Source organism: Streptomyces sp. AC550_RSS872, assembly GCF_019049285.1.
GTDB lineage: Bacteria > Actinomycetota > Actinomycetes > Streptomycetales > Streptomycetaceae > Streptomyces.
The window spans coordinates 201344-227663 of the sequence record NZ_JAGMUL010000028.1; the positions used below are offsets into that span (position 1 = coordinate 201344).

Annotated in this window: 24 protein-coding genes and 2 tRNA genes; 16 read left to right on the forward strand and 10 right to left on the reverse strand. The window is 71.6% G+C overall.

The window, feature by feature from the left end; all coding sequences use genetic code 11:
• The first annotated feature begins 22 nt into the window (after nucleotides 1-22).
• From KUM44_RS14930 to KUM44_RS14960, 7 genes are all read left to right on the forward strand, one after another.
• Complete coding sequence (locus KUM44_RS14930) at nucleotides 23-1033, forward strand: phosphatase PAP2 family protein (protein WP_217208343.1); 1011 nt, start codon at nucleotides 23-25, stop codon at nucleotides 1031-1033.
• Entirely contained in the window at nucleotides 984-2117 is a 1134-nt protein-coding gene (locus KUM44_RS14935; RefSeq protein ID WP_217208344.1) for a hypothetical protein, read from the forward strand. Before KUM44_RS14930 ends, KUM44_RS14935 begins: the two co-directional genes overlap by 50 nt.
• The gene (locus KUM44_RS14940) at nucleotides 2108-3748 is read left to right on the forward strand and encodes a hypothetical protein (protein ID WP_217208345.1); all 1641 of its coding nucleotides are present in this window, start codon (nucleotides 2108-2110) and stop codon (nucleotides 3746-3748) included. Before KUM44_RS14935 ends, KUM44_RS14940 begins: the two co-directional genes overlap by 10 nt.
• A complete protein-coding gene (locus tag KUM44_RS14945) occupies nucleotides 3745-5079 on the forward strand; it encodes an AAA domain-containing protein (RefSeq protein WP_217208346.1) in 1335 nt (444 codons plus the stop codon). Before KUM44_RS14940 ends, KUM44_RS14945 begins: the two co-directional genes overlap by 4 nt.
• A gap of 299 nt (nucleotides 5080-5378) precedes the next feature.
• The gene (locus tag KUM44_RS14950; protein ID WP_217208347.1) at nucleotides 5379-5744 is read left to right on the forward strand and encodes a hypothetical protein; all 366 of its coding nucleotides are present in this window, start codon (nucleotides 5379-5381) and stop codon (nucleotides 5742-5744) included.
• A 133-nt stretch (nucleotides 5745-5877) separates the two neighbouring features.
• A complete protein-coding gene (locus KUM44_RS14955) occupies nucleotides 5878-6453 on the forward strand; it encodes a bifunctional DNA primase/polymerase (protein ID WP_217208348.1) in 576 nt (191 codons plus the stop codon).
• A tRNA-Lys gene (locus KUM44_RS14960) sits at nucleotides 6444-6517 on the forward strand. Before KUM44_RS14955 ends, KUM44_RS14960 begins: the two co-directional genes overlap by 10 nt.
• 200 nt (nucleotides 6518-6717) lie before the next feature.
• On the opposite strand, the gene KUM44_RS14965 is transcribed toward KUM44_RS14960, so the two are convergent.
• Nucleotides 6718-8118, reverse strand: coding sequence for a M6 family metalloprotease domain-containing protein (locus tag KUM44_RS14965; protein ID WP_374202040.1), 1401 nt, complete (start codon nucleotides 8116-8118; stop codon nucleotides 6718-6720).
• Between the two features lie 387 nt (nucleotides 8119-8505).
• On the opposite strand from KUM44_RS14965, the gene KUM44_RS14970 reads away from it, so the two are divergent.
• Nucleotides 8506-10362, forward strand: coding sequence for a bifunctional diguanylate cyclase/phosphodiesterase (locus KUM44_RS14970; RefSeq protein WP_217208349.1), 1857 nt, complete (start codon nucleotides 8506-8508; stop codon nucleotides 10360-10362).
• A 30-nt stretch (nucleotides 10363-10392) separates the two neighbouring features.
• Here the strand turns inward: KUM44_RS14970 and KUM44_RS14975 are convergent, their stop codons facing one another.
• From KUM44_RS14975 to KUM44_RS14985, 3 genes are all read right to left on the reverse strand, one after another.
• Nucleotides 10393-11481, reverse strand: coding sequence for an LLM class flavin-dependent oxidoreductase (locus tag KUM44_RS14975; RefSeq protein ID WP_217208350.1), 1089 nt, complete (start codon nucleotides 11479-11481; stop codon nucleotides 10393-10395).
• A 298-nt stretch (nucleotides 11482-11779) separates the two neighbouring features.
• The gene (locus KUM44_RS14980) at nucleotides 11780-12511 is read right to left on the reverse strand and encodes an aspartate/glutamate racemase family protein (protein ID WP_217208351.1); all 732 of its coding nucleotides are present in this window, start codon (nucleotides 12509-12511) and stop codon (nucleotides 11780-11782) included.
• Nucleotides 12512-12556: 45 nt separating this feature from the next.
• A complete protein-coding gene (locus KUM44_RS14985; protein ID WP_254389519.1) occupies nucleotides 12557-13375 on the reverse strand; it encodes an aspartate/glutamate racemase family protein in 819 nt (272 codons plus the stop codon).
• A gap of 198 nt (nucleotides 13376-13573) precedes the next feature.
• Here KUM44_RS14985 and KUM44_RS14990 point away from each other — a divergent pair, with 198 nt between their 5' ends.
• Together KUM44_RS14990 and KUM44_RS14995 are read left to right on the forward strand one after the other, a co-directional pair.
• Nucleotides 13574-14554 (forward strand): D-2-hydroxyacid dehydrogenase, encoded by a 981-nt coding sequence (locus tag KUM44_RS14990; RefSeq protein WP_217208352.1) that lies wholly within the window; start codon nucleotides 13574-13576, stop codon nucleotides 14552-14554.
• A gap of 29 nt (nucleotides 14555-14583) precedes the next feature.
• On the forward strand, nucleotides 14584-15984 hold the full coding sequence (locus KUM44_RS14995; protein ID WP_217208353.1) for an amidase: 1401 nt from the start codon (nucleotides 14584-14586) through the stop codon (nucleotides 15982-15984).
• Here KUM44_RS14995 and KUM44_RS15000 read toward each other — a convergent pair.
• Nucleotides 15965-16459, reverse strand: coding sequence for a DUF3830 family protein (locus KUM44_RS15000; protein WP_217208354.1), 495 nt, complete (start codon nucleotides 16457-16459; stop codon nucleotides 15965-15967). The genes KUM44_RS14995 and KUM44_RS15000 overlap by 20 nt on opposite strands.
• A gap of 47 nt (nucleotides 16460-16506) precedes the next feature.
• Between KUM44_RS15000 and ehuB the strand changes: the two genes are divergently transcribed.
• From ehuB to KUM44_RS15030, 6 genes are all read left to right on the forward strand, one after another.
• Entirely contained in the window at nucleotides 16507-17436 is a 930-nt protein-coding gene (gene ehuB, locus KUM44_RS15005; RefSeq protein ID WP_217208355.1) for an ectoine/hydroxyectoine ABC transporter substrate-binding protein EhuB, read from the forward strand.
• The gene (ehuC, locus tag KUM44_RS15010; protein ID WP_217208356.1) at nucleotides 17436-18185 is read left to right on the forward strand and encodes an ectoine/hydroxyectoine ABC transporter permease subunit EhuC; all 750 of its coding nucleotides are present in this window, start codon (nucleotides 17436-17438) and stop codon (nucleotides 18183-18185) included. Before ehuB ends, ehuC begins: the two co-directional genes overlap by 1 nt.
• Nucleotides 18182-18832 carry an ectoine/hydroxyectoine ABC transporter permease subunit EhuD gene (gene ehuD / locus KUM44_RS15015; protein ID WP_217208357.1) on the forward strand — a complete coding sequence of 217 codons (651 nt, stop codon included), beginning with the start codon at nucleotides 18182-18184 and terminating at the stop codon, nucleotides 18830-18832. Before ehuC ends, ehuD begins: the two co-directional genes overlap by 4 nt.
• Nucleotides 18833-18842: 10 nt before the next feature.
• On the forward strand, nucleotides 18843-19619 hold the full coding sequence (ehuA, locus tag KUM44_RS15020) for an ectoine/hydroxyectoine ABC transporter ATP-binding protein EhuA (RefSeq protein WP_217208358.1): 777 nt from the start codon (nucleotides 18843-18845) through the stop codon (nucleotides 19617-19619).
• A 176-nt stretch (nucleotides 19620-19795) separates the two neighbouring features.
• On the forward strand, nucleotides 19796-20554 hold the full coding sequence (locus tag KUM44_RS15025) for an IclR family transcriptional regulator (protein ID WP_217208359.1): 759 nt from the start codon (nucleotides 19796-19798) through the stop codon (nucleotides 20552-20554).
• A gap of 98 nt (nucleotides 20555-20652) precedes the next feature.
• Nucleotides 20653-20726, forward strand: a tRNA-Lys gene (locus KUM44_RS15030).
• Between the two features lie 99 nt (nucleotides 20727-20825).
• Here the strand turns inward: KUM44_RS15030 and KUM44_RS15035 are convergent.
• From KUM44_RS15035 to KUM44_RS15055, 5 genes are all read right to left on the reverse strand, one after another.
• Complete coding sequence (locus KUM44_RS15035) at nucleotides 20826-22496, reverse strand: AMP-binding protein (RefSeq protein ID WP_217208360.1); 1671 nt, start codon at nucleotides 22494-22496, stop codon at nucleotides 20826-20828.
• A gap of 40 nt (nucleotides 22497-22536) precedes the next feature.
• Nucleotides 22537-23010, reverse strand: a complete 474-nt coding sequence (locus KUM44_RS15040) for a DUF3592 domain-containing protein (protein ID WP_217208361.1) — start codon at nucleotides 23008-23010, stop codon at nucleotides 22537-22539.
• 90 nt (nucleotides 23011-23100) lie between these two features.
• Nucleotides 23101-23706: a lytic polysaccharide monooxygenase gene (locus KUM44_RS15045; RefSeq protein WP_217208362.1), complete on the reverse strand. Its 606-nt coding sequence runs from the start codon at nucleotides 23704-23706 to the stop codon at nucleotides 23101-23103.
• A 169-nt stretch (nucleotides 23707-23875) separates the two neighbouring features.
• Nucleotides 23876-24985, reverse strand: coding sequence for an SPFH domain-containing protein (locus tag KUM44_RS15050; protein ID WP_217208363.1), 1110 nt, complete (start codon nucleotides 24983-24985; stop codon nucleotides 23876-23878).
• Between the two features lie 57 nt (nucleotides 24986-25042).
• Nucleotides 25043-26320 (reverse strand): peptidoglycan-binding protein (locus KUM44_RS15055; RefSeq protein ID WP_217208364.1); only part of this gene is annotated, 1278 nt, incomplete at its 5' end.

Sequence of the window (26320 nt, forward strand, 5' to 3'; positions counted from 1 at the left end):
ACAAGAAGGGGGAGGCGATCGGATGCCGCACGCCGATACAGCTGGCGTGGAGGCGACGCCGCGGACCCGCCTGCGCTGGTGGACCGAGCTGCCGCTGATACTCCTGGTGTACGCCTGCTACTCGGCGGGCCGACTTCTGGCCCGGGGCGATGTCTCCACCGCCGTCGACCACGGCCTGGCGATCCTGGACATCGAAAAGGCCCTGCACCTCAACGCGGAGTCCCCCCTCAACCGCCTCTTCACCCGCGAGCCCTGGCTCGGCGTCCCGGCCGACTTCTGGTACGCGTCCCTGCACTACCTGATCACCCCCGCGCTCCTGGTCTGGATCTTCCGGTCCCGTACCGTGCGCTACCGCGCGGCCCGCACCTGGCTGATGACGTCGACCTTCATAGGCCTGATCGGCTTCACCCTGCTGCCCACCTGCCCGCCCCGGCTGCTCGCCGACAGCTACGGCTTCGTGGACACGATGGCCCAGTACAGCTCGTACGGCTGGTGGGGCGGTGCCGCGAGCGCGCCGAAGGGCATGGGCGGCATGACGAACCAGTACGCGGCGATGCCGAGCCTGCACGTCGGCTGGGCGCTGTGGTGCGGGGTGATGCTGTGGCGGTACGGCGGGACGCGCCTGACGAAGGTGGCGGCCGTCGCCTACCCGCTGATCACCACGATCGTCGTGATGGGCACCGCCAACCACTACTTCCTCGACGCGGTCGCGGGCGCCGCCGTAATGGGCGTCGGGCTGCTGCTGACGCCGTACGTCCTGCGGACCGCGGACCGGGTACGGGCGCGGTTCGGGACGGAGGTCGCCCCCGTCGCGACGGCCGCAGCGGTCTCCGGCGGCACGGTCGCGAAGGGTACGCGGGAGACCGTCACCGTGGCCTCGGACGACGCTTCTTCCTCGATTGTCAGTGGCGGATGCCAGACTTCCGCGGGTGAGCGAATTCCACGGCAGCGCGAGTCCCGGTTCGGATCCGGAGCCGAGCCGAGTGCCTCTCCCCAGGACGCGGGGGACGGCGCTCCGGCACCGGCTCGCTGAGCTGCGCGGTCCCGACGTACCGGCCAAGGCGCTCGACGCGCGCGCCCTGGCCGCCCTCGCCGCCAACCCCGGCTGCAAGCGGCGCGCGATCCTGGACGGCGCCGGGGTGAACAAGGCGGCCCTGGCGAGCGCGCTGGGCTCGCCGTCGGTCTTCGGGCAGTCGCAGTTCGCCTTCACCCGCGGGAACGCGTTCGAGGCCAAGGTCAAGGCGGACGGCGGCGCGGAGCTGCTGCGCCTGGTCCACGAGAAGCTGGACCGCTCGGCCGAGCCGCCCGCCGACGCGCGGGTGCCCGAGCTCACCGCGACCGGCCCCGAGGGCCGCACGGCCCGTACGGCGCTGGCGCTGCGCGAGGCCACCGAGGCCCACGGCGCGTGGACGCTGCTCGACCACCCCATGCTCGCGCTGGACGTCGCCGGCTCGCCCGCCTTCCTGGAGCCGGACGCGGTGGTCGTACACCCGGACGGCAGCTGGACGGTCGTGGAGATCAAGTCCTTCCCGATGCTGGACGGTTCGGCGGACCCGGCGAAGGTCGGCGCGGCCGCGCGGCAGTCGGCGGTGTACGTGCTGGCGTTGGAGCAGATCGCGGCCCGGCTGGAACCGACGCCGCGCGTGCGCCATCGCGTCCTCCTGGTCTGCCCCAAGGACTTCTCCAACCTCCCCACCGCCTCCGCCGTCGACATCCGCAAGCAGCGCGCGGTCACCGCCCGTCAGCTGGCCCGTCTCACCCGTATCGAGGACATCGCCGACACCCTCCCCGACGGCACCTGCTTCTCTCCCGAGCTGCCCGCCGCCGACCTGACGGCGGCCGTCGAGTCGGTTCCGGCGACGTACGCGCCCGAGTGTCTGTCCGCCTGTGAGCTGGCCTTCCACTGCCGCGCCCGGTCCCGCGCGTCCGGCGCGGTGACGTCGCTGGGCCGTTCGGTGCGGGCCGAGCTCGGCGATCTGACGACGGTCGAGGGCGTCCTGTCGGCGGCCCGCGGCGAGTCCGGCGACCCGGATGATCCGGCGGTGGCGGCCTTGCGCTGGGCGGCGCGGCTGCGGGCAGAGGCCCTCGGCCGGGAGGCGGTGGCCGCGTGTCACTGATCTCCACCCTCGCCCGGCTGGAAGCCGTCAGCACGGGCCGCGCCCAGCCCGCCGCGACCGTCCGCCACCGGCGTCTGTCCGAGCGGCCGCTGGTCTTCGTGCCGCTCACCACCGCGGGTGAGGCCGGTGCCCCGCTCGGCGCGCTCGTCGGCACCGACCGGGAGGCCCCGCACCTGCTGGTCGTACCGCAGCCGCGCGACCGGGACCTCCGGTTCGCGTTCCTGTCCGAGCTGGCGGACGTCGTCCTGCCGTACATCGACGCCTACGCCGAGGACGTGGAGGCGGCCGAGCGGGCCGAGACCGATCCGGAGACCGGCAAGCGGGTCAAGGTCGAGGTGGAACTGTGCGCGGACGCCCCGCAGTTGATCGTGCCGAGCCGCGCGGGCGTCGACTTCGTCCGGCTCCTGGGCCGCTCCATGCGCTTCCGGCGTACGGCGGAACAGGACCCGGAGGCCCCCTACCCGGCGCCTGCGCGCGTGCCGTTGCTCGGCCGGTGGCTGACCCACTTCGCCGAGCGGGCCCGGGTGCCGGGCTCCTCGCTGCTGCTGGCCATGACGGACGTACTGGCCCGGCACTGGGCGACCGGCCAGTCCACCCTGGAGGACCAGCACCTCGGCGCACTGCTCGCCTGGATCGACCCTCCCCCACTCTCGAATGCGCTCGAGCGGGGGGACCCCCAGTCCGGTGAGACGGGCGCCGAGGCGGCCCTGCGGGCGGAGCTCGCGCGGGACCGGGACGGCCAGTTGCTGTGCCCGCCGGCCGGTCCCGCCACCGACCCGGCGTTCGACAACAAGCTGCTCGCCCCCGCCATCGAGCGCTACGACCGCGCCCGCACCGCCCTGGCCGCCGCCGAGGACGGGCTGGAGGCCGACGACCGGCTCGGTGACCTCACCGCCGCCGAGCGGGAGATCCGCGCCCTCGTCGAGAGCCGGACCCGGCCAACCTGGGACGCGGTGTGGCGGGGTCTCGACCGGTTGCGGGAGCTGCCGGAGGCCTCGCGGGTCGAGGAGCGGTGGACCCGCGACCGCTGGTCCTTCACCGGCCATCGCGACCGCGTCCTCGCCGGCGAACCCCCGCAGCCGCGCCGCGACGACGCGGTCACCGCAGCCAACAAGCTCGCCGCGCGCGAGCGGGAACAAGCCCGCCTGGAGGCGCAGGAGGCGCTCGACGACCCGCTGGTGATGGCGGGGCGACGGCTGTCGGGGGAGGCCTTCGCGGGCGAGGTCACCGATGTCGTGATGGCGTACAGCGAGGGCAAGCGGCCCAGTCCGCGCCCGCTGGTCACCGTCCGCACCGACGACCGGCCGCATCTGGGCGAGCGGGCGAAGGTGTTCCGGTCGCTGGGCGGGAAGCCCCAGTCCGCGGAGTTCGTCGGATACGAGGGCGACATCGGGGACGGAGGCGCACTCGTGGTGCTGCGGGTGCTGGACAAGATGGGCCGCGGCAAGGAGCCGGAGGAGGGGTCGGTGCCCGAGAAGGGCGATGTGCTGTGCTTCACGCTGTTCGAGCACGAGCAGCGGGGCGGCGCGAAGCTGCCCGATCCGGAGCAGACGCCGTGGACGCACGGCGGGCCGCCCGGCGAGCAGGAGCCCGAGGCCGCCGATCCGCTGACCGAGGAGGATGTGCTGTGACCGCCGTGTTCGACCCGGGTACGGCGGCGACCGAGGCCACCGACGCGATCCTCCACGACACGCTGCACGGCACCGCGCGCGGTGTCGTCGTCGACTCCCCGCCCGGGGCCGGCAAGTCCACGCTCGTCGTCCGCGCGGCCCTCGAACTCGCCGACGCCGGGCGCCCGCTGATGGTCGTCGCGCAGACCAACGCCCAGGTCGACGACCTCGTCCTGCGGCTCGCCGAGAAGAACCCCGAGCTGCCGGTGGGCCGGCTGCACAGCAGCGACGCCGACCCGTACGACAAGGCGCTCGACGACCTGCCGAACGTACGCAAGTCGGCGAAGGCGGGTGACCTCAGCGGCCTCTCGGTCGTCATCTCCACGGCGGCGAAGTGGGCGCACGTCAAGGTGGACGAGCCCTGGCGGCACGCGATCGTGGACGAGGCGTACCAGATGCGCTCGGACTCGCTGCTCGCGGTGGCCGGCCTGTTCGAGCGGGCGCTGTTCGTCGGCGACCCCGGCCAGCTGGACCCGTTCGCCATCGTCGGCAGCGAGCAGTGGGCGGGCCTGTCGTACGACCCGTCGGCCTCGGCCGTCACCACCCTCCTGGCCCACAACCCCGACCTGCCCCAGCACCGCCTGCCGGTCTCCTGGCGCCTCCCCGCCTCCGCCGCGCCCCTGGTCTCCGACGCCTTCTACCCGTACACACGGTTCCGCAGCGGCACGGACCACGGCGACCGTCATCTGTCCTTCGCGGTCCCGTCGGACGGCTCGGGCCCAGACCGGGTGATCGACGAGGCGGCGGAGTCGGGCTGGGGCCTGCTGGAGCTGCCCGCCCGGCACACCCCGCGCACGGACCCCGAGGCGGTACGCGCGGTGGCGACGGTCGTGCGGCGCCTGCTGGACCGGGGTGGCGCGGCGACGTCGGAGCGCTCACCCGACGCCGCGCCGCTCACGGCCGACCGGATCGCGGTCGGCACGGCCCACCGGGACCAGGCGGCCTCGGTCCGGGCGGCGCTGACCGAGCTGGGCGTGACAGACGTCACCGTCGACACCGCGAACCGGCTCCAAGGCCGCGAGTACGACGTGACGGTGGTCCTCCACCCCCTCTCCGGCCGCCCCGACGCCACCGCCTTCCACCTGGAAACGGGCCGCCTGTGCGTCCTCGCCTCCCGTCACCGCCACGCCTGCATCGTGGTGTGCCGGGCGGGGGTGAGCGACCTGCTGGACGACTATCCGTCGACGGAGCCGGTGCAGTTGGGAACCCTGGTGAAGTTCCCTGACGGTTGGGAGGCGAACCACGCGGTTCTGGCCCGGCTGGCGGAGCACCGCGTGGCGTGGCGGCCGTGAACCCCACCACACCCACACGACCGGCTCAACCACAGCAACGCCCATCCGCCGGACGGAGTCCGGCACGCCGCCGGAGGCGGCCGACGAACACAGCCCTGACGGTTGGGAGGCGAACCACGCGGTTCTGGCCCGGCTGGCGGAGCACCGCGTGGGGTGGCGGCCCGGCTGATACTCCACGGCATCCCCTTTGACCTGCGCTCGGCGCCCCCTTGCGCGGGCGCGGGACAATGGACGGTGGATCGGTCCACAGATGTCACTCGGTGGTCCACGAGATCGTCGACGTAAGAGAAGGAGAAGACATGGCGGAGCCCACGCCGCGTCGGAACGAGCCGCGGCTACGCCCCGCGCCCCTGCTCTTCGAGCCCGCGCAGGTGGCAGCCGACCCGGAGCACTTCTTCGACCTGGAGTCGATCGACGACCCGCGGGCGCTGCTGACGCGGGCGACCGAGCTGACGCTGGCGTTCCGGGCGGCGACGGACCGTGCGGTGGAGTTCCAGGCCATCGCGGCAGCCCAGCTGGCGGATCCGCGGCGGTTCGACCGGCTGACGCCCGCCGACATCGCCGCGCGGGCCGAGTGGACCGAGGACTATGCCAAGAAGATGGTGGAGTTCGGCCGGGATCTGATGCGCGGAGTCGAGGGTCCCGGCCACGTCGACCCGGTGTGACCCGGGCACCAGGCATCCCGGAACAGTCCATGGCATATGCCAGGCGGGCAAGATACGCCCCGCCACCCCGCCCTGTCCTGATTTCCCGGAACTCTCGGGAACGGCTCGCTCACCGTCGGTAGATGTAGCTGTCATGAGCAGCGCACCCAACGCCCCGTTCTCGACAACTTCCCTCACCACGGACGGCGCCGCCTGGCTCGCCTCCGCAGAACCGTATCCGCGCAGCGCCCGGGCCTTCTGGGACGAGCGGCCGACGGCCCCCGTGGTGCTGGCCTGCGGTTCCGTCTTCGACGTCGTCAGCGCACCCGCGGTCTTCGGGCGCCGGATGGTCGACCAGCTGTGGGAGGAAGGGCCCGGGTCGGGGCCGGTGGCGACGTTCCGGGGGCGAATGCTGTTGTTCGCCGCACCCGGCACGGCCCAGCGGCTGCCGTCGCTGCTGCGGTGGGAGGAGTTGGGCCGTGCGGGTGACGTCCCGGCGCTGCTGTGTCACGGCACCGGAGACGCGGTGACCGTGCCGGCCCGGTCCGCCACCGACACCCCCTCCGGCGCCCGCTGGCTGGTCGCCCCGGACACGCGTAACCCCTGGCTGCCGGGGCCGGAGGTGCTGCTCTGGGCGGCCGTGCGGGCGGCTCGTGCGGCCGTTCGGATATCGATTTTTCCCCACCCCGATCAGGATGCTAAGGTCTACGACGTCAGCAGGCGCCGCTAGCTCAGTTGGTTAGAGCAGCTGACTCTTAATCAGCGGGTCCGGGGTTCGAGTCCCTGGCGGCGCACAGACAGTGAAAGCTCCTCGCGACTGCGGGGGGCTTTCGCATTTAAGGAGCCCCCCCCCAGCCCCACAGGGTGAAAGCCTCCCAAGAAGCGACCGGCCTTTTCGTATTTGCCCTCCCGGCGCACAAGCGGCCCGCGAGGCGTACCGCTGCCACCCGGCGTACATCTGTCCCGGTACGCGACCCTCCGCCCGGCGCACGCGCTACCCGATCGCGGTGATCCTCACGGTCCACGCCCCCGAGACCGTCCGCCCCTCCACCTCCACCCGCACGCCCTCCTCCGGCACCGTGAAGCTCTCGCCGAGACCGACCGGCGCGTCCGCGAGCGGTGGGTACACGGACTCCTCCCAGCAGGCCTCGCTGCGCGGATGGGCGTCGATCACCTCGACCGGCCCGCCCCCGGACTCGGTCTGACTGCGCACCCGGTACACCAGCACCCCCGGCCGGCAGGCCTGCATGTCGTTGCCCACCGGGCCACGCACCTCGAAGGCCAGGGCGCTCTCCGGCCCGGTGGGGACGACGGCCAGCTTGATGCCGTTGCCCAGCCCGAAGCCGGGCACCCCGCCGTGCGCCCCGGCCGGGCCGTACGCCCCGAGCCCGCCCTGCACGGCGAACGCGTCGGGGGCCCCGGGCGAGCCGTCCGCTCCGAACGTGCCGGGCGACCCGGCCGCGCCCGTCCGCACCGGGATCCCCGGCGCCGCCGACAGCGGTTCCAGCGTCAGCCGCACGGGCCCGCCCCCCTGCACGCACACCACCTGCCGCGGCTCCAGCCACCCCAGCTTCCACTTGTGCCAGCCGAACAGATCCGGCGCCATCCCGAACTGGCTGCCCATCAGGTCCCAGTCGCCGACATAGGTGTCCCAGTCACCCTTGCCGTCGACCGGGCGGTGGTACAGGTCGGGCAGATCGAAGACATGGCCGGTCTCGTGGGCGAGGACCAGCCGGTCCGGCGGATGGTTCTCGAAGACCGTGACGACGCGCCGGATGTCGGTGTCGTCGGCCCGCAGCGGAGCGTCCAGGTTGACGACCTTCGTCGCGTCCGAGTCGACGCCGGGCGCGTCCGGGTCGGCGACGAGGTACACGACGTCGTAGCGGGAGAAGTCGACCTCGGGGTCCGCCGCGGCGAGCGCGTCCCGCAGATAGGCGGACCGGTCGGCGACCCGCCAGTCACGCTGTATGGCGTACGCCGTGGACGGCCTCGGCATGCGGATCCAGTGCCGGAGCGGATGCGGGCGCAGGGTGAACCTGCCGTAGGAGGCACGTTCGAAGAAGCGGGTGGTGGCCGGGAAGTGGTCGGTCGTCAGTTCGGCGGGTGTCGTCTGCGGGGCCGAGTCCGGGAAGGACAGGAACACCATGACCGCGTCGAGTTCCCGGGTCGGGCGCGGATAGGCGGCGTTCCAGGTGTCCAGGCCCTCGGAGTGGTGGGCCGCGGTCCGTTTGAGGGCGCAAGGCGCGGTGTCGAACGGTTCGGCGACCGAGGGTCCGGCGGCCAGGGAGGTCGCCACGAGCGCCGACATCGTGGTGAACACGGCGGCGGTGCTGCGCAGTCGGTGCCGGTCCCGCAGCAGGCCCGTCCCACGGAGCGGGGGGAGCTGACGCGGCACGGGGACCTCCGGAGCGGTTCGCGGGACACCGCATCCACCCTGTGTCGGATTGTCGTACTACGTCCTGTTCAGCTGCACCGGACGGGTGAGAGGACCGAGGGGTCGTCAGAACCGACACCCCCGAATCGCTCACGGAACGTCACAACTGGTCGGGGGTTCGAAGAAGCTGTCCAGGTGCGGGCAGAAACGATCTGTCAGAAGAGCGCGTCGCGCGGGAACACTGAACAGTAGGTGGAAGGCCTCCGGGCCAGCCTCTATGATCGGCACACTTTCCTGACACTTTCCTGCACGGACACGGCCCGGCGGCCGCAGGGGGCACCCCCGTCCAACCGGCCGGCCATTCCGGTGAGACCCATCCGAAGATCGAGTGCACTGCGGGAGCGAGCGGTGAGCGGAACGTCCGAAGGGCCGACGCCCGCGGCAGGCCTCATCGGGGCAGCCGTCACAGAGAGTAACGCACAGCCATCACTTGGTACCGGAGCGCCGCCCCGTGTCGCCACCGGGCTGTCACCCCGTTCCTCGCCCTGTTCCTCCGCGTTCGCCGCCGCGCCCCTGGCGATGGCCGTGGTCGACCGCGAGGGCCTGGTGACTCACGCCAACGCCTCCTTCGCCGATCTGCTGGGCACGGCCCCCGGCGAACTGGCCGGATCCATCGCCGCGGATCTGGTGGACCTCGCCTCCGACGCCCGCGCCTGGCACGCGTACCGCGAGGTCCTGCGCGGCCGGCAGGCCCAACTGCGCTGCACACGACGTCTGAAACACTCGGACGGACACTCCCTGTGGGTCCAGGTCACGGTCGCACCGCTGCCCGCCGAGGAGCCCGGCGGCGTCCTGCTGTCCGTCGCCGACATCAGCGACCACCGTGAACTCCAGGACCGGCTGCGGCACTTGGAGATGCACGATCCGGTGACCCGGCTGCCCAACCGCACCCTGTTCTTCGAGCGTCTGTCGGCCGCGCTGGAGGTGGAGTCGTACGACGAGAGCGGCACCACCGGCCGAATCGGCCTGTGCTACCTGGACCTTGACGGCTTCATGGCGATCAACGACACCCTCGGCCATCGCATCGGCGACAAACTGCTGGCCGCCGTGGGCGAACGGCTCACGCACTGCGCCGAGGAGGCCGGCCAGACCCGGTCGATCCCGCCGCTGGTGGCCCGGCTCGGCGGGGACGAGTTCGCCCTGCTCGTCGAGGACTCCACCGGTACCGAGCAACTCGCCGACCTCGCCGAGTCGGTGCTCGCCTCCCTGCGGGCCCCCTTCGACCTGGGCGGCCGGCGCCTGTCGGTGTCGGCCTCGATCGGCGTCGTGGAACGCCAGGCCGCCGGCACCACCGCCACCGCCCTGATGGCGGCCGCCGACACCACGCTGTACTGGGCGAAGGCCGACGGCAAGGACCGCTGGACACTCTTCGACCCCGAGCGCAACGCCCACCTCATGACCCGCCAGGCCCTCGCCTCCACGCTCCGCCCCGCCATCGAGCGCGGTGAGTTCGCCCTGGAGTACCAGCCGTTGGTCAGCATGGAGGACGGCCGGCTGCGCGGGGTCGAGGCACTTGTCCGCTGGAATCATCCTCAGTTCGGCGTACTGGCGCCGAATCGGTTCATCGGACTGGCCGAGGAGGACGGTTCGATCGTGCCGCTCGGCCGCTGGATCCTGGCGACCGCCTGCCACCAGGCACAGGCCTGGCAGCTGGCCCACCCCGACGAGCCGCCGATCTTCGTCAGCGTGAACGTCGCCGTCCGTCAGGTCTGGGACTCCGACCTGGTGGCGGACGTGGCCCGGATCCTCGACGAGACCGGACTCGCCCCGCATCTGCTCCAGTTGGAGCTGACCGAGTCCGCGGTGATGGGCTCGGCGGGACGGCCCATCCAGGACCTCCAGGCGCTCAGCGACATGGGCGTACGCATCGCGATCGACGACTTCGGCACCGGCTACTCGAACCTCGCGTATCTGAGCCGGCTGCCGGTCTCGGTCCTGAAGCTGGACGGTTCCTTCGTACGGGGCTTTCAGTACGAGAGCGACAACAACGCGGCGGTCCCGCCGAATCCGGCCGACGAGGTCGTCGTCGAGGCGATGATCGATCTGGCTCATCGGCTGGGGCTGACGGTCACCGCGGAGTGCGTGGAGACGCTGGCGCAGGCCTCGCGGCTACGGCGGATCGGGTGCGACACCGGTCAGGGGTGGCTGTACTCGCGGCCGGTGTCGCCGGACCGCATCTCCGAGTTGCTGGGGGTGCGGGTCTGACGAGCAGAGGCGCGTCGGGGGGCGGGGCGGTCAGGTGGTCGGCAAGTCGTAGGCGTCCGCGATGAGTTCGTACGAACGCAGGCGTACGTCCATGCCGGGGGCGTTACTCGTGATCATCAACTCGTCGGCGCCGGTGCGCTTGTGGAGGTCGTCGAGGCCTGCGCGGACCTCGTCCGGGGTGCCGTGGACGACGTTGGCGTTCCAGGAGTCCGCGAACTCGCGCTCCAGCGGGGTGAATTCGTAGGCCTCTGCTTCCTCGGGGCTGGGGATGAGCCCGGGGCGGCCGGTGCGCAGGCGGATCATGCTGAGGGCGGCGGCCCTGACCTGGCGGCGGGCTTCCTTCTCGTCATCGGCGGCCAGGGCCGAGACGCCGATGAGGGCGTACGGCTCGGCGAGGACGGCGGACGGCTGGAAGGACTCGCGGTACAGGTCCAGGGCCGGAATGGTGTTCCGGGCCGAGAAGTGGTGCGCGAAGGCGAAGGGCAGGCCGAGGGCCGCGGCGAGGCGGGCGCTGAAGCCGGAGGAGCCGAGCAGCCAGATCGGGGGCCGGTGCGGGGACTGGACGCCGCCGGGGGACGTCGCCTGCACGGGGCCGGGGACGGCGTGGATACGGCGGTAGGGGTGGCCGTCGGGGAAGTCGTCGTCGAGGAAGCGGGTGAGTTCGGCGAGCTGTTCGGGGAAGTCGTCGGCGCCCTCGTTGAGGTGGTCCGTGCGGCGGAGGGCAGCCGCTGTGGCGCCGTCCGTGCCGGGGGCGCGGCCGAGGCCGAGGTCGATGCGGCCGGGGGCCATGGCTTCCAGGGTGCCGAACTGTTCGGCGATGACGAGGGGGGCGTGGTTGGGGAGCATCACGCCGCCTGAGCCGAGGCGGATGCGGGTGGTGTGGGCGGCGATGTGGGCGAGGATCACGGCGGGGGACGAGGAGGCTACGCCGGGCATGGAGTGGTGTTCGGCCACCCAGTAGCGGTGGAAGCCGCGGGTCTCTGCGAGGCGGGCGAGGTCGACGCTGGTGCGGAGGGCGTCGGTGGCGGTGTGGCCGGAGCTGACCGTGACCAGGTCGAGTACGGAGAGGGGGGCCGGGGCGGTGCCTTGTGGGGTGGCCCGGATCTCTGCTGCCGGCACTTGTGCCTCCTGCGGTTGCCGTGTGGTGTGCGTTCGGCGTTAACAGGAGGGGGGCTCCGGTTTATTCCCTCGCCCCCGCCGCCCCTGCCCGTCCCATCCCTTGAAGGGGCTCCGCCCCTTCGACCCCGCCAAGGGGCTACCGCCCCCTGGACCCCCGCTTCGGCCCGAAGGGCCTCGTCCTCAAACGCCGGACGGGCTGAAAATGCGAAAGGAGCGCGGGGAACTGCGGCGCGGGCATTTCGGGTCCAGCCTCCTGGCCGACCGAGACGGGTGGGCGGGTGGGCAGAGGTCGGGGGCGTCAGACCTGCACGATCGGTTCCCTTGTGAACAGGGAGCCCAGTTCCGGGGCGTTCACGCGGCGGTCTGTGAGGCGGAGGGCTTCCCAGACGGTGACCTGGTTGGCGGTGAGGACCGGTTTGGAGAGGAGGTGTTCCAGGGCGGGGAGGTGGGAGGCGGTGTGCAGGGCGGTGTCGGGGAGGAGGACGGCTTCGGCGTCGGGGTGGTCCGCCTCCCGGGCCAGGGTGAACAGTTCCTTTTCGCCCCAGGTACCGACCTCCGTCGCCGTGATGATGCCGGAGCCTCGGACCGAGACCACCTCCGTGCCGGCCGCCCGGAGGAAATCGGCGAAGAGCCCCGCCACGTCGTCCGGGTACGTCGCACCGATCGCCACCCGTCGCACCCCGAGTTCCTGGACCGCGTGCGCGAAGGCGAAGGACGTCGACGACGCCGGCATGCCCGCTGCGACGGCGAGGCTGCGCACCTGCTCGTGGGCGCCCTCCCAGCCGTAGACGAAGCTGCCGCTCGTGCAGGCCCACACCACCGCCTCGGCGCCGGTCAGCCGGAGCGCCTCCACGCCCGCCGCGAGCCGCTCCGCCGAACCCATCCGCAGCAGTGCGTCCACCCGGTGCGCGTCCTCGCCGATGTCGGTGTGCACCAGGTCGAGCCGGATGTCGCTGGCGAGCAGCTGTTCGATGCGCGGGTAGTCGTCCTCGGCGGAGTGGCCCGGGTAGAGAAATCCGAGTGCGGTCATGTCAGCCCTTCTGCTGCTCGCTGCTTGCCCTTACTGCCTGGGCTCCTACTGCTGTTCCTGTTCAGGTACATCCGGTACATCCGGAAGTGCCGTACCGCCACGCGCCGCCGGGTCGATCCGTGCCGCCGGATCGATCAGCGCCTGGTACGGCCCCACGGCGCGAGTACCCAGCCGACGCAGCGCAGCCCACATCGTCACCTGGTTGGCCGAGAGCACCGGTATGCGCAGTTCCGCCTCCAGCTGGGGGATCACGTCGTAGGTGGGGAGGTTGGTGCAGCTGATGAAGAGGGCGTCGGCGGGGCGGCGTACGGCCTGGCGGGCCATGTCGGCCACATCGCGGTACGGCACCTTCCAGATGTGCCGGGTCAGCCCCATGAAGGCACACCCGGTGACCACGGTCCCCGCCTCCGCGACGTACTCCTCCAGCGCCCGCGTCACGGACACGGTGTACGGGGTCACCAGCGCCACCCGTCGTACGCCGAGCTCGGTCAGCGCCTCCAGCAGCGCGCCGGACGTGGTGACCGACGGCACCGCGCCCGACCTGGTCATCGCCTCGCACATCGCCCGCTCGCCCGCGATGCCGCCGACGAAGCTGCCGGAGGTACAGGCGTAGGCGACGACCTCGGGGGCGATGGCGGTCAGGGTGCGGACGCCGTCGCTCAGCGTCTCGTGCTCGCTGACGATGCGGGCCAGGTCGAGGCTGACCTCGACCGGCACGAAGGGCGTTCGGGTCAGGTGCAGCGAGACCTCGTCCGGCACCCAGCGCCAGAGCTCCCGGTCCAGCGCGAAGTCGAAGGGGGCGACCACTCCGACCCCACGCTGGGGCCGAGGTCCGCCGAGGAAGGAGATGTCCAGGCTGCTCATGGCAGGCACCGCCCTCACTACGAGATACGGGTGAGCAACGGACCGTACGTTCGCCCGTGTTGACGAAGGTAGGTTCGGGTGCGAGCGTGGTCAAACCTCGCATGTCAGACGGCCTTCCCTTCCAGTAGAACGCCGGGGAACGGCCCTCGCACACCCCGGCCGACACCCGCCCCCGCCGACCCCGGAGAGACGCCCCGCATGACCGCACCCACCCCCAATCCGCCCGCCTCCGACGCCCCGCCCACGCTTCTCGTCCTCGACGCCGATCCCCTCCCCCGTCTCGGCCGCCTCACCGGTCGCGCCCGTGTCGTGCACGCGGACGAGACGACGCTGGCCGAGCGGTTGCCGTCCGCCGATGTGCTCCTGGTCTGGGACTTCGCCTCGCACGCCGTACGGCAAGCCTGGCCCGGTGCGGGTCCGCGGCCGCGCTGGGTGCACACGGCGAGTGCGGGCGTGGACCATCTGATGTGCCCGGAGCTCACCGAGTCCGACACCGTGGTCACCAACGCCCGCGGGATCTTCGACCAGCCGATCGCCGAGTACGTCGCGGCGCTGGTGCTGGCGATGGCGAAGGACCTGCCGAGGACGCTGGAGCTACAGGGCGCCCGGGAGTGGCGGCACCGTGAGGGGCAGCGGGTCGGCGGCTCGCGTGCGTGTGTGGTGGGGTCCGGGCCCATCGGGCGGGCGATCGTCCGCACGCTCAAGGCGCTGGACGTCACCACCGCCCTGGTCGGCCGGGCCCCGCGGACCGGCATCCACGGTCCCGAGGACCTCGACCGGCTGATCGCCCGCGCCGACTGGGTGATCGCGGCCGCACCGCTCACCGAGCAGACGTACGGCATGTTCGACGCCCGGCGCTTCGGGGTGATGCAGCCGTCCGCCCGGTTCATCAACGTCGGGCGCGGGCAGCTGGTCGTCGAGGACGCGCTGGCCCAGGCCCTGGCCAAGCGGTGGATCGCGGGGGCGGCACTGGACGTCTTCGAGCATGAGCCGCTGACGCCGGAGAGTTCGTTGTGGGACGTGCCGAATCTGATCGTCTCGCCGCACATGAGCGGGGACACGATCGGCTGGCGGGATGAACTCGGCCGTCAGTTCGTGGAGTTGTACGAGAGGTGGGCGGCGGGCAGGCCATTGCTGAACGTGGTCGACAAGCAGCGCGGGTACGTACCCGGACGTTGAGGTCGATGTCTACGGCTGGAGGGCGACGCATGACGGACCTGACCGAACTGACCGCCGTACAACTCCTCGACGGCTACCGACAGGGGGAGTTCAGCCCAGTCGACGCCGCCCGCGCCGCCCTGGAACGGGCCGAACGGATCCAGCCGGAGGTCAACGCCTTCGTACGCCTCACCACCGACGCGGCCCTCGCGCAGGCCGAGCAGTCGGCCGAGCGGTGGCGGCGCGGTGAACCGGCCGGGCTGCTCGACGGCGTTCCGGTCACCGTGAAGGACATCCTGCTGATGCGGGGCGGACCGACGCTGAAGGGCTCGAAGACCGTCTCGGAGAGCGGCCGTTGGGACGAGGACGCGCCCTCCGTGGCCCGGCTGCGCGCGCACGGTGCCGTGTTCCTCGGCAAGACGACGACGCCCGAGTTCGGCTGGAAGGGCGTCACCGACTCGCCCCTGGCCGGCGTCACCCGCAACCCGTACGACCCGACCCGCACCGCGGGTGGCTCCAGTGGCGGGGCGGGGGCGGCGGTGGCGCTCGGCGCGGGGCCGCTGGCGCTCGGCACGGACGGCGGCGGGAGTGTGCGGATCCCGGCTGCCTTCTGCGGCATCTTCGGCCTGAAACCGACGTACGGCCGTGTCCCGTTGTACCCGGCGAGCGCCTTCGGCACGCTGGCGCACGTCGGCCCGATGACCCGTGACGCCGCCGACGCGGCCCTGCTCCTGGACGTCATCGGCACCCCGGACTCCCGCGACTGGTCGGCGCTGCCGTCGGCGCCGGGCTCCTTCGCTGCGGGCCTGACCGGCGGGGTACACGGTCTGCGCGTCGCCTACTCGCCCTCCTTCGGCGGCCAGGTGGCCGTGCGTCCGGCGGTCGCGGCGGCGGTGCGGCGGGCGGTGGAGCGGCTGGCGGGGCTGGGGGCGTACGTCGAGGAGACCGACCCCGACTTCACCGACCCGGTGGACGCCTTCCACACCCTGTGGTTCACGGGGGCGGCCCGGGTGACCCAGCATCTCGGGCCGGATCAGCGGGAGTTGCTCGACCCGGGGCTGCGGGAGATCTGCGAGGCCGGCGCCCGCCGCACCGCCCTCGACTATCTGGCGGCCGTCGACGTGCGTATGGAACTCGGCCGCCGTATGGGCCGCTTCCACGACACCTACGACCTCCTCGTCACCCCGACCCTCCCACTCACCGCCTTCGAGGCGGGCGCCGAGGTCCCGAAGGGCTCGGGGCATCGCCGGTGGACCGGCTGGACGCCGTTCACGTACCCCTTCAACCTGACCCAGCAGCCGGCGGCCACCGTCCCCGTCGGCACCGACGGGGACGGCCTGCCGATCGGCCTCCAGCTCGTGGCCGCCCGGCACCGGGACGATCTCGTCCTGCGGGCGGCGCACACGCTCTACGAGGCCGGGGTCGCCGGGCTCACGCCCGCCGGAAACTGAGGGACTCCCCCAGCGCCCCGGACCGCCACAGGTCGTTGCAGCCCTGGGCCATCTCCTCCAGTCCCGCCACGACCTGGCCCCAGACGATGCCGGGCACCCAGCCCACGTCGCCGTTCATGAGCAGGTTGTTGCGCTCGTAGAACAGGGCCAGGTCGACCACCGTCGTGCCGGGGCGGACCTCACGGTCGTAGCCGTAGGACTTCGTGCCCAGTTCCGTTCCGGCGAAGGCGAAATAGCACAGATCGCCCGGGATGGGGGTGACGGTCGGGTTTTCCAGGGGCGGCTCCGTTTCCGCGAAGGGCGGGAAGAGGGCGTAGATCTCGTTGCGGGCGTATTTCGCGTGGTAGACGTCGCCGGTGAGGGGCAGGGCGTCCCAGACGGCCGCGCAGGTGATGGGGGCGCGATCGTCCAGGAGTTTGGCCGTGCAGCGGATGCCCCGCTTGACCAGCGACACCTCGATGAACCGTTCAGTCATGCAGTCCACTGTGCATACATCGCATCGTCTCGGGTAGCCGCGCCGCCATGGCTCCACCACTGGAACATGTCGAAACACATGTCGGACACAGATCGGGAACCCCCACACGCCGGTCGCTGCTCGCGGGGGTGGCGGCGCTCGGCGCGCTGGGCGCGGCCGGCTGCTCACGCGTGGCCACGGCCTCCACGAAGGAGGGCGGCGGACTGCTCGAGCGGCTGCGGGCCGCCGGCGTCGTACGGCTCGGGATCGCGGGCGAGATTCCCTTCGGGTACATCGACACCGACGGTGAACTCACCGGTGAGGCACCCGAACTGGCCAGGGTCATCTTCAAGCGGCTCGGCGTGGACCGGGTGCAGCCCGTGCCCACCGAGTTCGGGTCGCTGATCCCCGGGCTGCGCTCGCAGCAGTTCGACGTCGTCGCCGCCGGGATGTACGTCAATCCCGAGCGCTGTGAGCAGGTCATCTTCTCCGACCCCGACTATCAGATGCTCGACTCCTTCATCGTGCGCAAGGGGAACCCGAAGGGGCTGCACGACTACAAGGACGTCGTCGAGAAGAAGGCCAGGTTCGCCACCGGGACCGGCTATGCCGAGATCGGGTACGCCGTCGAGGCGGGGTACAAGGAGAGCGACATCCTCATCGTCCCGGACCAGGTCGCGGGGCTGAACGCCGTGGAGGCGGGGCGCGTCGACGTCTTCGCCGGTACGGCGCTGACCACCCGTGAGGTCGTCAAGAAGTCGGCCAAGGCGGAGGCCACCAAGGCCTTCGCGCCCCTCGTCGGCGGCAAACCGCACGTCGACGGCGGCGCGTTCGCGTTCCGGTCGGCCGAGACCGCGCTGCGGGACGCCTTCAACGTCGAGCTGCGCAAGCTGAAGAAGAGCGGCGAGCTGTTCCGCATCCTCAAGCCGTTCGGCTTCACCGAGGCCGAGATGACCGACCTCACCGCCAAGGAGCTGTGCGGAGGAGGGACGGGCTGATGACCTCGGGACTCTGGGAACTCGTACTCAAAGGGATATGGGTCACCGTCCAGCTGCTGGTCCTGAGCGGACTGGTGGCCACGGCGGTCGCCTTCGGGGTCGGCATGGCCCGCACCCACCGGCTGTGGATCGTCCGCTTCCTCGCGGGCGTCTACACCGAGGTGTTCCGCGGGACCTCCGCCCTGATCATGATCTTCTGGGTGTTCTTCGTGCTGCCGGTCGCGTTCGGCTGGCAGCTGGTCCCGCTGTGGGCCGGCACCCTCGCGCTCGGACTGACCTACGGGGCGTACGGCGCCGAGATCGTGCGCGGCGCCCTCAACTCGGTGGACCCGGCGCAGCGGGAGGGCGGCATCGCCCTCAGCTTCACGCCGTGGCAGCGGATGCGGCTGATCCTGCTGCCGCAGGCGGTGCCGGAGATGATCCCCTCCTTCACCAACCTGCTGGTGGAGCTGCTCAAGGGCACCGCGCTGGTGTCCGTCATGGGCATGGGCGACCTGGCCTTCAGCGCCAACCTGGTGCGCCTCGCCCTCCAGGAGAGCGCGGAGATCTACACGTACGTCCTGCTGATCTACTTCGTCATCGCCTTCCTGCTCACGCGCGGCATGCGCGGACTGGAACGCAGGCTCAAGGCCGGTGTCGGCAAGGAGGCCGGGCGTACGCCCGACCAGGAGCTGCACCGTCCTGAGACGACGGGTGTGGGTGCGGCGGGTTCGCTCGGCGGCTTGGGCGCGGGAGGTGCTTCGTCATGACCTGGGACTGGGGCGCTGTCGCCGACTTCATGCCGAAGTTCTGGGACGGACTGCTGCTCACGTTGCAGATCCTGGCCCTCGGCTCGCTGATCTCGTTCGCGCTGGGTCTGGTGTGGGCGCTGCTGATGCGTACGCCGACCCGCTGGGTGCGCTGGCCGGTCGGGGCGGTCACGGAGTTCATCCGCAACACGCCGCTGCTGGTACAGCTGTTCTTCCTCTTCTACGTGCTGCCCGAGTGGGGCGTCACGGCCTCGGCGCTGACCACCGGTGTCTTCGCGATCGGGCTGCACTACTCGACGTACACGATGCAGGTCTACCGGGCCGGCATCGAGGCGGTGCCGGCCGGTCAGTGGGAGGCCGCGACGGCACTGAACCTGCCGGTCGCGAGGACCTGGCGGGTGGTGATCCTGCCGCAGGCGATCCGCCGGGTCGTCCCGGCCCTCGGCAACTACGTCATCGCGATGCTCAAGGACACCCCGATCCTGATGACGATCACGGTCATGGAGATGCTCGGCACGGCACGGCTGTTCGCGCAGCAGAACTTCCAGTTCACCGAGCCCCTGACGGTCATCGGTGTGGCCTTCATCCTCATCGCCTATCCGGCCTCCCTTCTCGTACGATCCCTGGAGCGACGCCTTGTCCGCTGACACCCCTCTGATGAAAGATCCCGACGCGAGCGCCAACCCGCCGGTGGACGGCACCGAGCTGATCCGGTTCGAGCAGGTCACCAAGCGGTTCGGGGCGAACACGGTCCTCGACCACCTCGACTTCTCCGTGAACTCCGGCAAGCACGTCACCCTGATCGGCCCGTCCGGCTCCGGCAAGACGACGATCCTGCGGCTGCTGATGACCCTGCTCAAGCCGGACGAGGGCACGATCACGGTCGCCGGAGACAAGCTCTTCCCGGCTCCGGAGAAGAGGATCCGCGAGGTCCGCAAGAACATCGGGATGGTGTTCCAGCAGTTCAACCTGTTCCCGAACATGTCGGTGCTGCGCAACATCACCGAGGCCCCGGTCACCGTTCTCGGACTGTCCAAGGACGAGGCGGAGGTGCGCGCCCGTGAGCTGCTGGAGATGGTGGGCCTCGCCGACAAGTGCGACGCCCGCCCGACCCAGCTGTCCGGCGGCCAGCAGCAGCGGGTCGCGATCGCGCGGGCGCTGGCCATGCGGCCGCAGGTGCTGCTGCTCGACGAGGTGACCTCGGCGCTGGACCCGGAGCTGGTCGCGGGCGTCCTCGACGTCCTCCGTGACATCGCCCGTAGCACCGACATCACGATGCTCTGCGTGACCCACGAGATGAATTTCGCCCGGGACATCTCGGACCAGGTCCTGATGTTCGACTCCGGCCGGGTCATCGAGGCGGGCAGCCCGGAGAAGATGTTCAACGACCCCGAGAACGACCGCACCCGGGAGTTTCTCAGCGCTGTGCTGTGAGTCTGTGCCGGGCGCATGACCTCGGCATATGCCAGAGTGCGGTGCCGCAGTTGAGGGCGTCGCAATCTCGTCAACAAGCGCTCACTACCAGCCTCTTGCCCGTTATCGTGAAGGAGATTGGCTGACCCGAACCGAACCCTGACCATGAGAAGCGACGTGCGACCGCAGGGGGAACCGTGGCGCTCCAGCACGAGCCGACGACGCCGCACCACTCGGCCCAGGACGCCCTGCGCGTCCTGGAGACCGTGGCACGGCACAGCACCGGAGTCACCGACACCGAACTCGCCCGGCACACGGGCATCGGACCGGAGCGTCTGACCAGCCTCCTGCTGATGCTGCGCCGCGAGGGCTACGTAGAGCAGGTCGGCGACGGCGCGTATGTGACGGGCGCCGCGCTGACCCGCCTCGGTTCCGCCCGGGGCCGCGAGCAGGCCCTGCGGGAGAACCTCCAGCGCGCCCTGGACCGGCTGCGCGACTCGGTCGGGGCCGCCGTCTACATCAGCCGGTACGTCGACGGCGAGATCAGGATCGACCAGTTCGCCGCAGGTCCGGCCACCCCCGTGGTCCACGAGTGGGTCGACTTCCGCTACTCCGCCCACGCCACCGCGATCGGCAAGAGCCTGCTCGGCCAGCTCGACCACAACGGCCGACGCGATCACCTCTCCCGCCACAAGATGGCCCGTCTCACCTCGCGCACGATCACCAGCGACCGGGTCCTGCTCTCCCGCCTGGAGTCCCAGCCGCCGACGGTCCCCCACCTCGACCTCCAGGAGTACGCGGTGGGCACGGTGTGCGCGGCCGTCCCGATCACGGCCGGCTCCTCGGTGGGCTGCCTCGCCCTGTCCCTCCCGGTCGAGCACGCCCACCGGCTGCGCCAGGCGGCGGACGCGCTGAACCGGAACGCGGCGCCGGTGCTGCTGTCGCTGGCGATCTAGCACCCCTCCGGGGTGGTCAGAAGCACCCCTCGGGACCAGGTAGTATTTTCTTCGTCGCCAGCCGCGAGAGCACAGTGAACGCGGTCGGCGAGAGTCATGCGCCGCTAGCTCAGTTGGTTAGAGCAGCTGACTCTTAATCAGCGGGTCCGGGGTTCGAGTCCCTGGCGGCGCACCGGTGAAGGGCCTCTCGTGGGAGCGGGAGGCCCTTCCGCGTATGCGGTCCAGCAGGAGCGGCTGGGGGTCCGGGGGTCACCCCCCGGGAGACACAGCATCAGCGGGTCCGGGGTTCGAGTCCCTGGCGGCGCACCGGTGAAGGGCCTCTCGTGGGAGCGGGAGGCCCTTCCGTGTATGCCAGGACGTCCGCCTCGGTCATCCGCTGGTACGCCCGCTCCACGCTCGGCCGCCACCACACCGGCTCGGCGCACCGCAGCCCCTGCCGCCTGAGCCCCGCCCGATGGATCTTGTTCGTGGCGGTCACCGGCATCCGCTCCACCACCCGCACGAACCGGGGCGCCATCTTCGTCCCCAGATCCGGCTGGGCGAGCAGGAACCCGGCGAAGGCGACCGGATCGAACTCCCCCGCGATCGTCGCCATGACCTGGTCCCCGGTCACCGGATCCGGCACCGCGTACACGGCGACGGCCGCCGCGCCCTCGTAGCGGGCGAGGATGTTCTCGATCATCGCGGCGGACAGGTTCTCGCCGTCGACCCGGAGCCGGTCGTCGCCGCGCCCGGCGAAGTACAGATAGCCGTGGGCGTCCCGGCAGAACAGGTCCCCCGTCCAGTACCAGCCCTCCCGCCGCCGCTCGGCCTCCGCTTCGGGATTGCGCCAGTACCCCTCGAAGGGGTTCGGCCCGCGATTGACCAGTTCCCCTATCGCCCGATCCCCGTTCGCCAGTCGCCCGCCCGCGTCGAACACGGCCGGCGGACACTCCTCGCAGGTCTCCGGGTCGAGTACGACGAGCCCGGGCACTGCCCGCCCCACGGCCCCCGGCGGCGTCCCCGGCGACCACTGCACGGCGGCCCCGCCCTCGGACGAGCCGTACCCCTCCACCAGCCGCACCCCGAACCGCCGCTCGAAGGCCGCGGCGTCCACGGCCCCCGCCTCGGTGCCGAAGCCGAGCCGCAGCGGATTGTCCCGGTCGTCGGGGTGCGGCTCGGTGGCGAGGATGTACTGGATCGCCCGGCCGACGTAGGTGAAGTACGTCGCCCCGTACGCCCGTACGTCCGCCAGGAACCCGGACGCCGAGAAGCGGCGCCGCAGTGCCACGCCCGCCCCGGCCGCGAGCGCGGGGGCCCAGTCGGCGATCACCGCGTTGCCGTGGAACAGCGGCATGCAGATGTAGTGCACGCCGTCGGGGCGGACGCGGAACTGGGAGACCAGGGAGCGGCCGGCGGCGGCCAGGCGGCCCTGGGTGCAGATCGCGGCCTTGGGGGCGCCGGTCGAGCCGGAGGTGAAGTAGAGCAGGAGCCGGTCGTGCGGGGTGGCGCGGGAGGGGTCGGGGCGGGCGTCGGCGTAGGAGGCGAGCAGGGCGTCGTACTCCTCGGAGTCGGCCGTCAGGAGACGTACACCGGGCAGGTCGAGGCCGTCGAGGAGCGGTAGGTGCGCCCGCTCGGTGATCAGCACCCGGCACTCGGTGTGCAGGATGTCGCGGGCCAGCTCCGGGCCCCGGCGGGTGGGGTTGATGCCGGCGACGGCGGCTCCCGCGAGGGCGGCCGCGCTCAGCCAGAGCGGGTACTCGGGGGTGTTGTCGAGGAGAACGCCTATGTGCGGCTCGGCGCCGGGTGGCAGGAGGTCGGTGAGCAGTGCCGCGCGGGCGGCGGCACCGGCGGCCACCTGGTGATGGGTGAGGGCGCGCCCCTCGAACCACAGCCCCGTCCGGTGGTCGCCCCACCGGGCTGCCACGAGCTCCGCGACCGTGCGTGCCGTAGTGGACTCCATGGCGGCGCACGGTAATTGACGTAGCGTCAGATGTGGAGCGCTACGGCTGTAGGAACTCGTCGGCGGTGGAGAACATCGCGTGCGTCGTTACCATGAAGGCGACGGCCGCGAGGATGAACGCACCGAGGAACGCCAGGATGCACCCCGTGCCCGCCGCGAGCTTCCCGGGCGCCGGAGGCTTGGCCGTGGCCTGCTGCGGGCGGTCCGCGACATAGTGAACGGTGACGATGTCGCCCTCGACGATCGTCCCCGGCCCGCCCTCCTCCTCGAACCGGACACCGCGTCCGTCGCGCGTGGTGAACTCGTAGACGTGGTGCAGGGCCGTCCGCACCGAGCTGTCGCCGCCGCCTCTGGTCGTGGTGTACGTCCGCAGACAGCGAGCCTCGGCGGTCAGACCGCTGCTCCAGGCACGGCTGACCCGCAGGGAGCGTCGGATCACCGCGACCATGGCCAGCGAGACGATCGCGATCATGATGATGGGCACGATGTAGAAGAAGGAGGCGAAGGCTTCCATGAGATCCCCCGAGGGCCGTGCACGGCCCTCGTTTCGGCCGGCGTGGGAGGAACCTACCCACGCCGACCTGGGCATTGACTCAAGAGAACCTCAGAACGTGACGTCCGAGCACGCGTAGAACGCGTTGCCCGTGTCGTGGACCGTCCACACCGCGAGGATGACGTGGTGACCGCTCAGGCCGGACGGCAGCCGGCCGCTGTGCGAGAGCGTGGACGGCGGCCGCTGCCCGTTGTACGGGACCGTGAAGAACGGCGTGAGGTTGAGGTCGGACCGGGACAGGTTGTGGTTCTGGTTCCAGCCCGGCTTGGTGACGTAGTACCGGAAGTCGGTGGTGGCGTGCATGGCCGTGAACTGCCAGCGGAACGTGTAGTTCTGACCGCCGGTCACCTTGGTGGTCGGCCAGGCGGCACCGGAGGGCGTCTTCGGGGCGCTGAGCTGGCTGAACTGGCCGAGCCCCGCGTTGCATATCTGCCCGTCGGCCGGCCCTGAGCCCGGGAAGCCCTTCGGACCCTCGACGCTCTGCGGCTCCCACTGGATGGAGCCGCAGTTGGTCACGGTGCCGTTCTGACAGAGCTTCTGCCGGCTGATGGGGAGGTCGGTGTAGCCGTGGCCGCTGGCACCTCCGCTGGAGAGCGCGAGGGCTCCGGCCGTGGTGAGTCCGAGTGCGGCGGCGTACCACTTGGTCTTTCTGCGCATGCTGCTGCTCCTGGGAACGTGGGGGAAGTTCGATGAGCTTGCAGGTCTAGACCAAGTGCCAGATTATTGCTGACCATTGAACATGTCCATACCAATCGAGGAACATGTTCGACGGGTCGTCAGGGGCTGTCAGGGGCTGTCAGGGGCTGTCAGGGGCTGTCAGGGGCTGTCAGGGGGCCGCTTCCCCCCGCCCCGCGCAGAACGCCACCGTCAGATCCTTGACCAGCGCCTTGCGTTCGTAGTCGTCCAGCTCCACCAGGCCCCGCATGGTCAGCCGGGTCACCGTGTCCTCCACCGAGTCGACAACCGAGGTGACCATGGTGGCCCGGTCCTGGGCGTCCAGCGCGGCGATACGGCGCCGGTGCATGGCGGCGGCCACCTCCGGCGCGTACTCCACCCGCGCCGGCCGCACCGAGAACACCTCGACCCCGACCGCCCCCGCGTCCCGCACCACCAGCCGGGTCAGCGTCTCCGAGGCCGCCTCGACCGAGCCCCGCGTGGCACCCGGCATCTCCACCGGCACCCGGGCCAGCGCCGCCTCGACGCACTCGCGCAGATACGACTCGTGGTCCTCCACCCCGAGCGTGGCCCGCGCGGTGTCCTTCACCCGCCACACCACCAGGACGACCGCCCGCAGCGCGACCCCGTTCCCGTCCGCCGCCGGCATCGGCTCGCTGCGCCAGTGCCGCAGCCGTACGTCGACCCGGCGGCGCAGCAGCAGCGGGTTGACCCACATCAGGCCGGTGCGCCGAACCGTCCCCCGGTAGCGGCCGAACAGCCCGAGCACCCACGCCCGCCCGGTCCGCCCCCGCGTCAGCCCGCCCAGCCCGAACAGTCCCACGGCCCCGGCCCCCGTGTACGCCGCCCACTGGGCCGGCCCCAACCCGGCCCCCGCGGACGTCGGCAGCCCCAGCGCGTGAACCGCCAGCGGCGGCAGCACCCCGGCCCACCACGAGGTGGCCAGGCAACCTGCCGCCCCGCAGACCCCCGCGAGCACGCCCGCCGCGCCCGGCAGCACCCACGCCGGGCGCTCCACCAGCTCGGGGTCGATCTGCGGTTCGGGGCGCGGCTTGGGCTGGACGGGGCGGCGCAGCCGCGGCTGTTCACCTGTGCCCTGCCGGCGTGCCACGACCGTCGGCCTGAGCGGCACGGACACCGGGCCCGCCTCGTCGCGGAACAGCAGATGGACGGGGATCTCGGTGGTCGCCTCGTTCTGGATCAGCCGTGCGGGCCGGACGGGCCCCTCGGGTTCGGGCGTGTGAGAAGCGGTCGTGGTCATGCGTGCCTCCAGCCTCCGCGCCAGATGCGTCACAACAGTGGGTGCCTGGATGTCGGGTTACGCGAACAGCCGCCGCCAGGTCTCCGGTCCCGGATAGCCGTCCGCCGCCCCGCCCCGCCAGCCCTGGGTCCGCTGAAAGGCCTCGACGCCCCGCCGGTCCGCCTCGCCCCAGCGTGATCCCGGCCCGGTCTTGTAGTGCTTGCCGAACCCTTTCTTCACGAGTTGTCCGCCGAGCTGCATGACGTAGTGGTTGTCGGCGCCCGGCCGGAACATGGCCCGCCCCGGGTATCCCGGCACCCCGTGCGAGGAGGGCTTGGTGGGCTCGGCGGGGGTGGTGGAGGCGGTGGGTGCGGTGGGTGCGGTGGGGGTGACCGGGGTGGCCGAGGCAGCCGGGGCGGGGCCGCCGCCCGAGCCCGCGCTCGGGATGTCCTTGCCCTTGCCGGTCACCAGCAGCGCCCATGTCTGCGGCCCCGGCAGCCCGTCCGCGTCCTGGCCCCGCCAGCCCTGCGCCTCCTGGAAGGCCTGGGTGGCCCTGCGGTCCGCGCCCGTCCAGCGCGGGCCCGGGCCGGTGGTGTAGTACCGGCCGGCGCCGCGCTCGACGAGCAGCTTGCCCAGCCGGGTGACGTGCCTGTTGTTGGCCCCGGGACCGAAATGCGCCGGCCCCGGGTACGCGTCCGGCGCGGCGGGCCCGGGTTTGGCGGCCCCCGGCTTCCCGACGTCCGACTTCCCGGCACCCGTCTGCCCGGTGTCGGACTTCCCGGAGCCCGGCTTCTCGGTATCCGGTTTCGTACTCGTGCTGCCGCTCTTCAGCCCCTTGTAGCGGTAGGCGAGATAGCGGCCGGAGTGGCTCCAATAGGCGTACGGGGTCGTCTGCCGGCGGGCGTGCGGGGGTGCCGACTCGTAGGCGACGTAGTAGGTGTGCGTGTGGTCCGTCCAGCCGCCGAAAATGACGACGTGCGAGCCTTTCTCGGGGTCGGCCGGATTGTGGAACAGCAGAATGTCTCCGGGCTGGAGGTCCTTCTTGGCGATGCGTACTCCGTACTGCCCCAGGCTGCCGGTCCATTCGTTTCCCGGCAGCTTCCAGGCCATCGAGACGAAGCCCGAGCAGTCCTGCCGGTAGCCGTCCGACCAGTACTTGGACATGCTGTACGGCACCTTCGCGGCGACCCATTTCTTGGCCCGTTTGATGATCTCGGCGCGGGTGGTCGCGGGTGTCTTGACGGGCCCGGACAACTGGGCCGGCCGCCCACCCGGGCCGTGCAGCGGGGCCTTGCGGCCCTGGGGGGTGCTGGGCTCGTCACCTGTGGGAACGGCGGGGCGGGCGGGGGCGTGGGG

Bases quoted from the DNA above. Each gene is read 5' to 3' on its own strand.
- KUM44_RS15035 (WP_217208360.1), bottom strand. From the start codon at position 22,496: ATGGAGTCCACTACGGCACGCACGGTCGCGGAGCTCGTGGCAGCCCGG.
- KUM44_RS14985 (WP_254389519.1), bottom strand. From the start codon at position 13,375: ATGAGCAGCCTGGACATCTCCTTCCTCGGCGGACCTCGGCCCCAGCGT.
- KUM44_RS15040 (WP_217208361.1), bottom strand. From the start codon at position 23,010: ATGGAAGCCTTCGCCTCCTTCTTCTACATCGTGCCCATCATCATGATC.
- KUM44_RS14930 (WP_217208343.1), top strand. From the start codon at position 23: ATGCCGCACGCCGATACAGCTGGCGTGGAGGCGACGCCGCGGACCCGC.
- KUM44_RS14990 (WP_217208352.1), top strand. From the start codon at position 13,574: ATGACCGCACCCACCCCCAATCCGCCCGCCTCCGACGCCCCGCCCACG.
- KUM44_RS15000 (WP_217208354.1), bottom strand. From the start codon at position 16,459: ATGACTGAACGGTTCATCGAGGTGTCGCTGGTCAAGCGGGGCATCCGC.
- ehuC (WP_217208356.1), top strand. From the start codon at position 17,436: ATGACCTCGGGACTCTGGGAACTCGTACTCAAAGGGATATGGGTCACC.
- KUM44_RS14955 (WP_217208348.1), top strand. From the start codon at position 5,878: ATGAGCAGCGCACCCAACGCCCCGTTCTCGACAACTTCCCTCACCACG.
- KUM44_RS14950 (WP_217208347.1), top strand. From the start codon at position 5,379: ATGGCGGAGCCCACGCCGCGTCGGAACGAGCCGCGGCTACGCCCCGCG.
- ehuB (WP_217208355.1), top strand. From the start codon at position 16,507: ATGGCTCCACCACTGGAACATGTCGAAACACATGTCGGACACAGATCG.
- ehuD (WP_217208357.1), top strand. From the start codon at position 18,182: ATGACCTGGGACTGGGGCGCTGTCGCCGACTTCATGCCGAAGTTCTGG.
- KUM44_RS15050 (WP_217208363.1), bottom strand. From the start codon at position 24,985: ATGACCACGACCGCTTCTCACACGCCCGAACCCGAGGGGCCCGTCCGG.
- KUM44_RS14980 (WP_217208351.1), bottom strand. From the start codon at position 12,511: ATGACCGCACTCGGATTTCTCTACCCGGGCCACTCCGCCGAGGACGAC.
- KUM44_RS15045 (WP_217208362.1), bottom strand. From the start codon at position 23,706: ATGCGCAGAAAGACCAAGTGGTACGCCGCCGCACTCGGACTCACCACG.
- KUM44_RS14995 (WP_217208353.1), top strand. From the start codon at position 14,584: ATGACGGACCTGACCGAACTGACCGCCGTACAACTCCTCGACGGCTAC.
- ehuA (WP_217208358.1), top strand. From the start codon at position 18,843: ATGAAAGATCCCGACGCGAGCGCCAACCCGCCGGTGGACGGCACCGAG.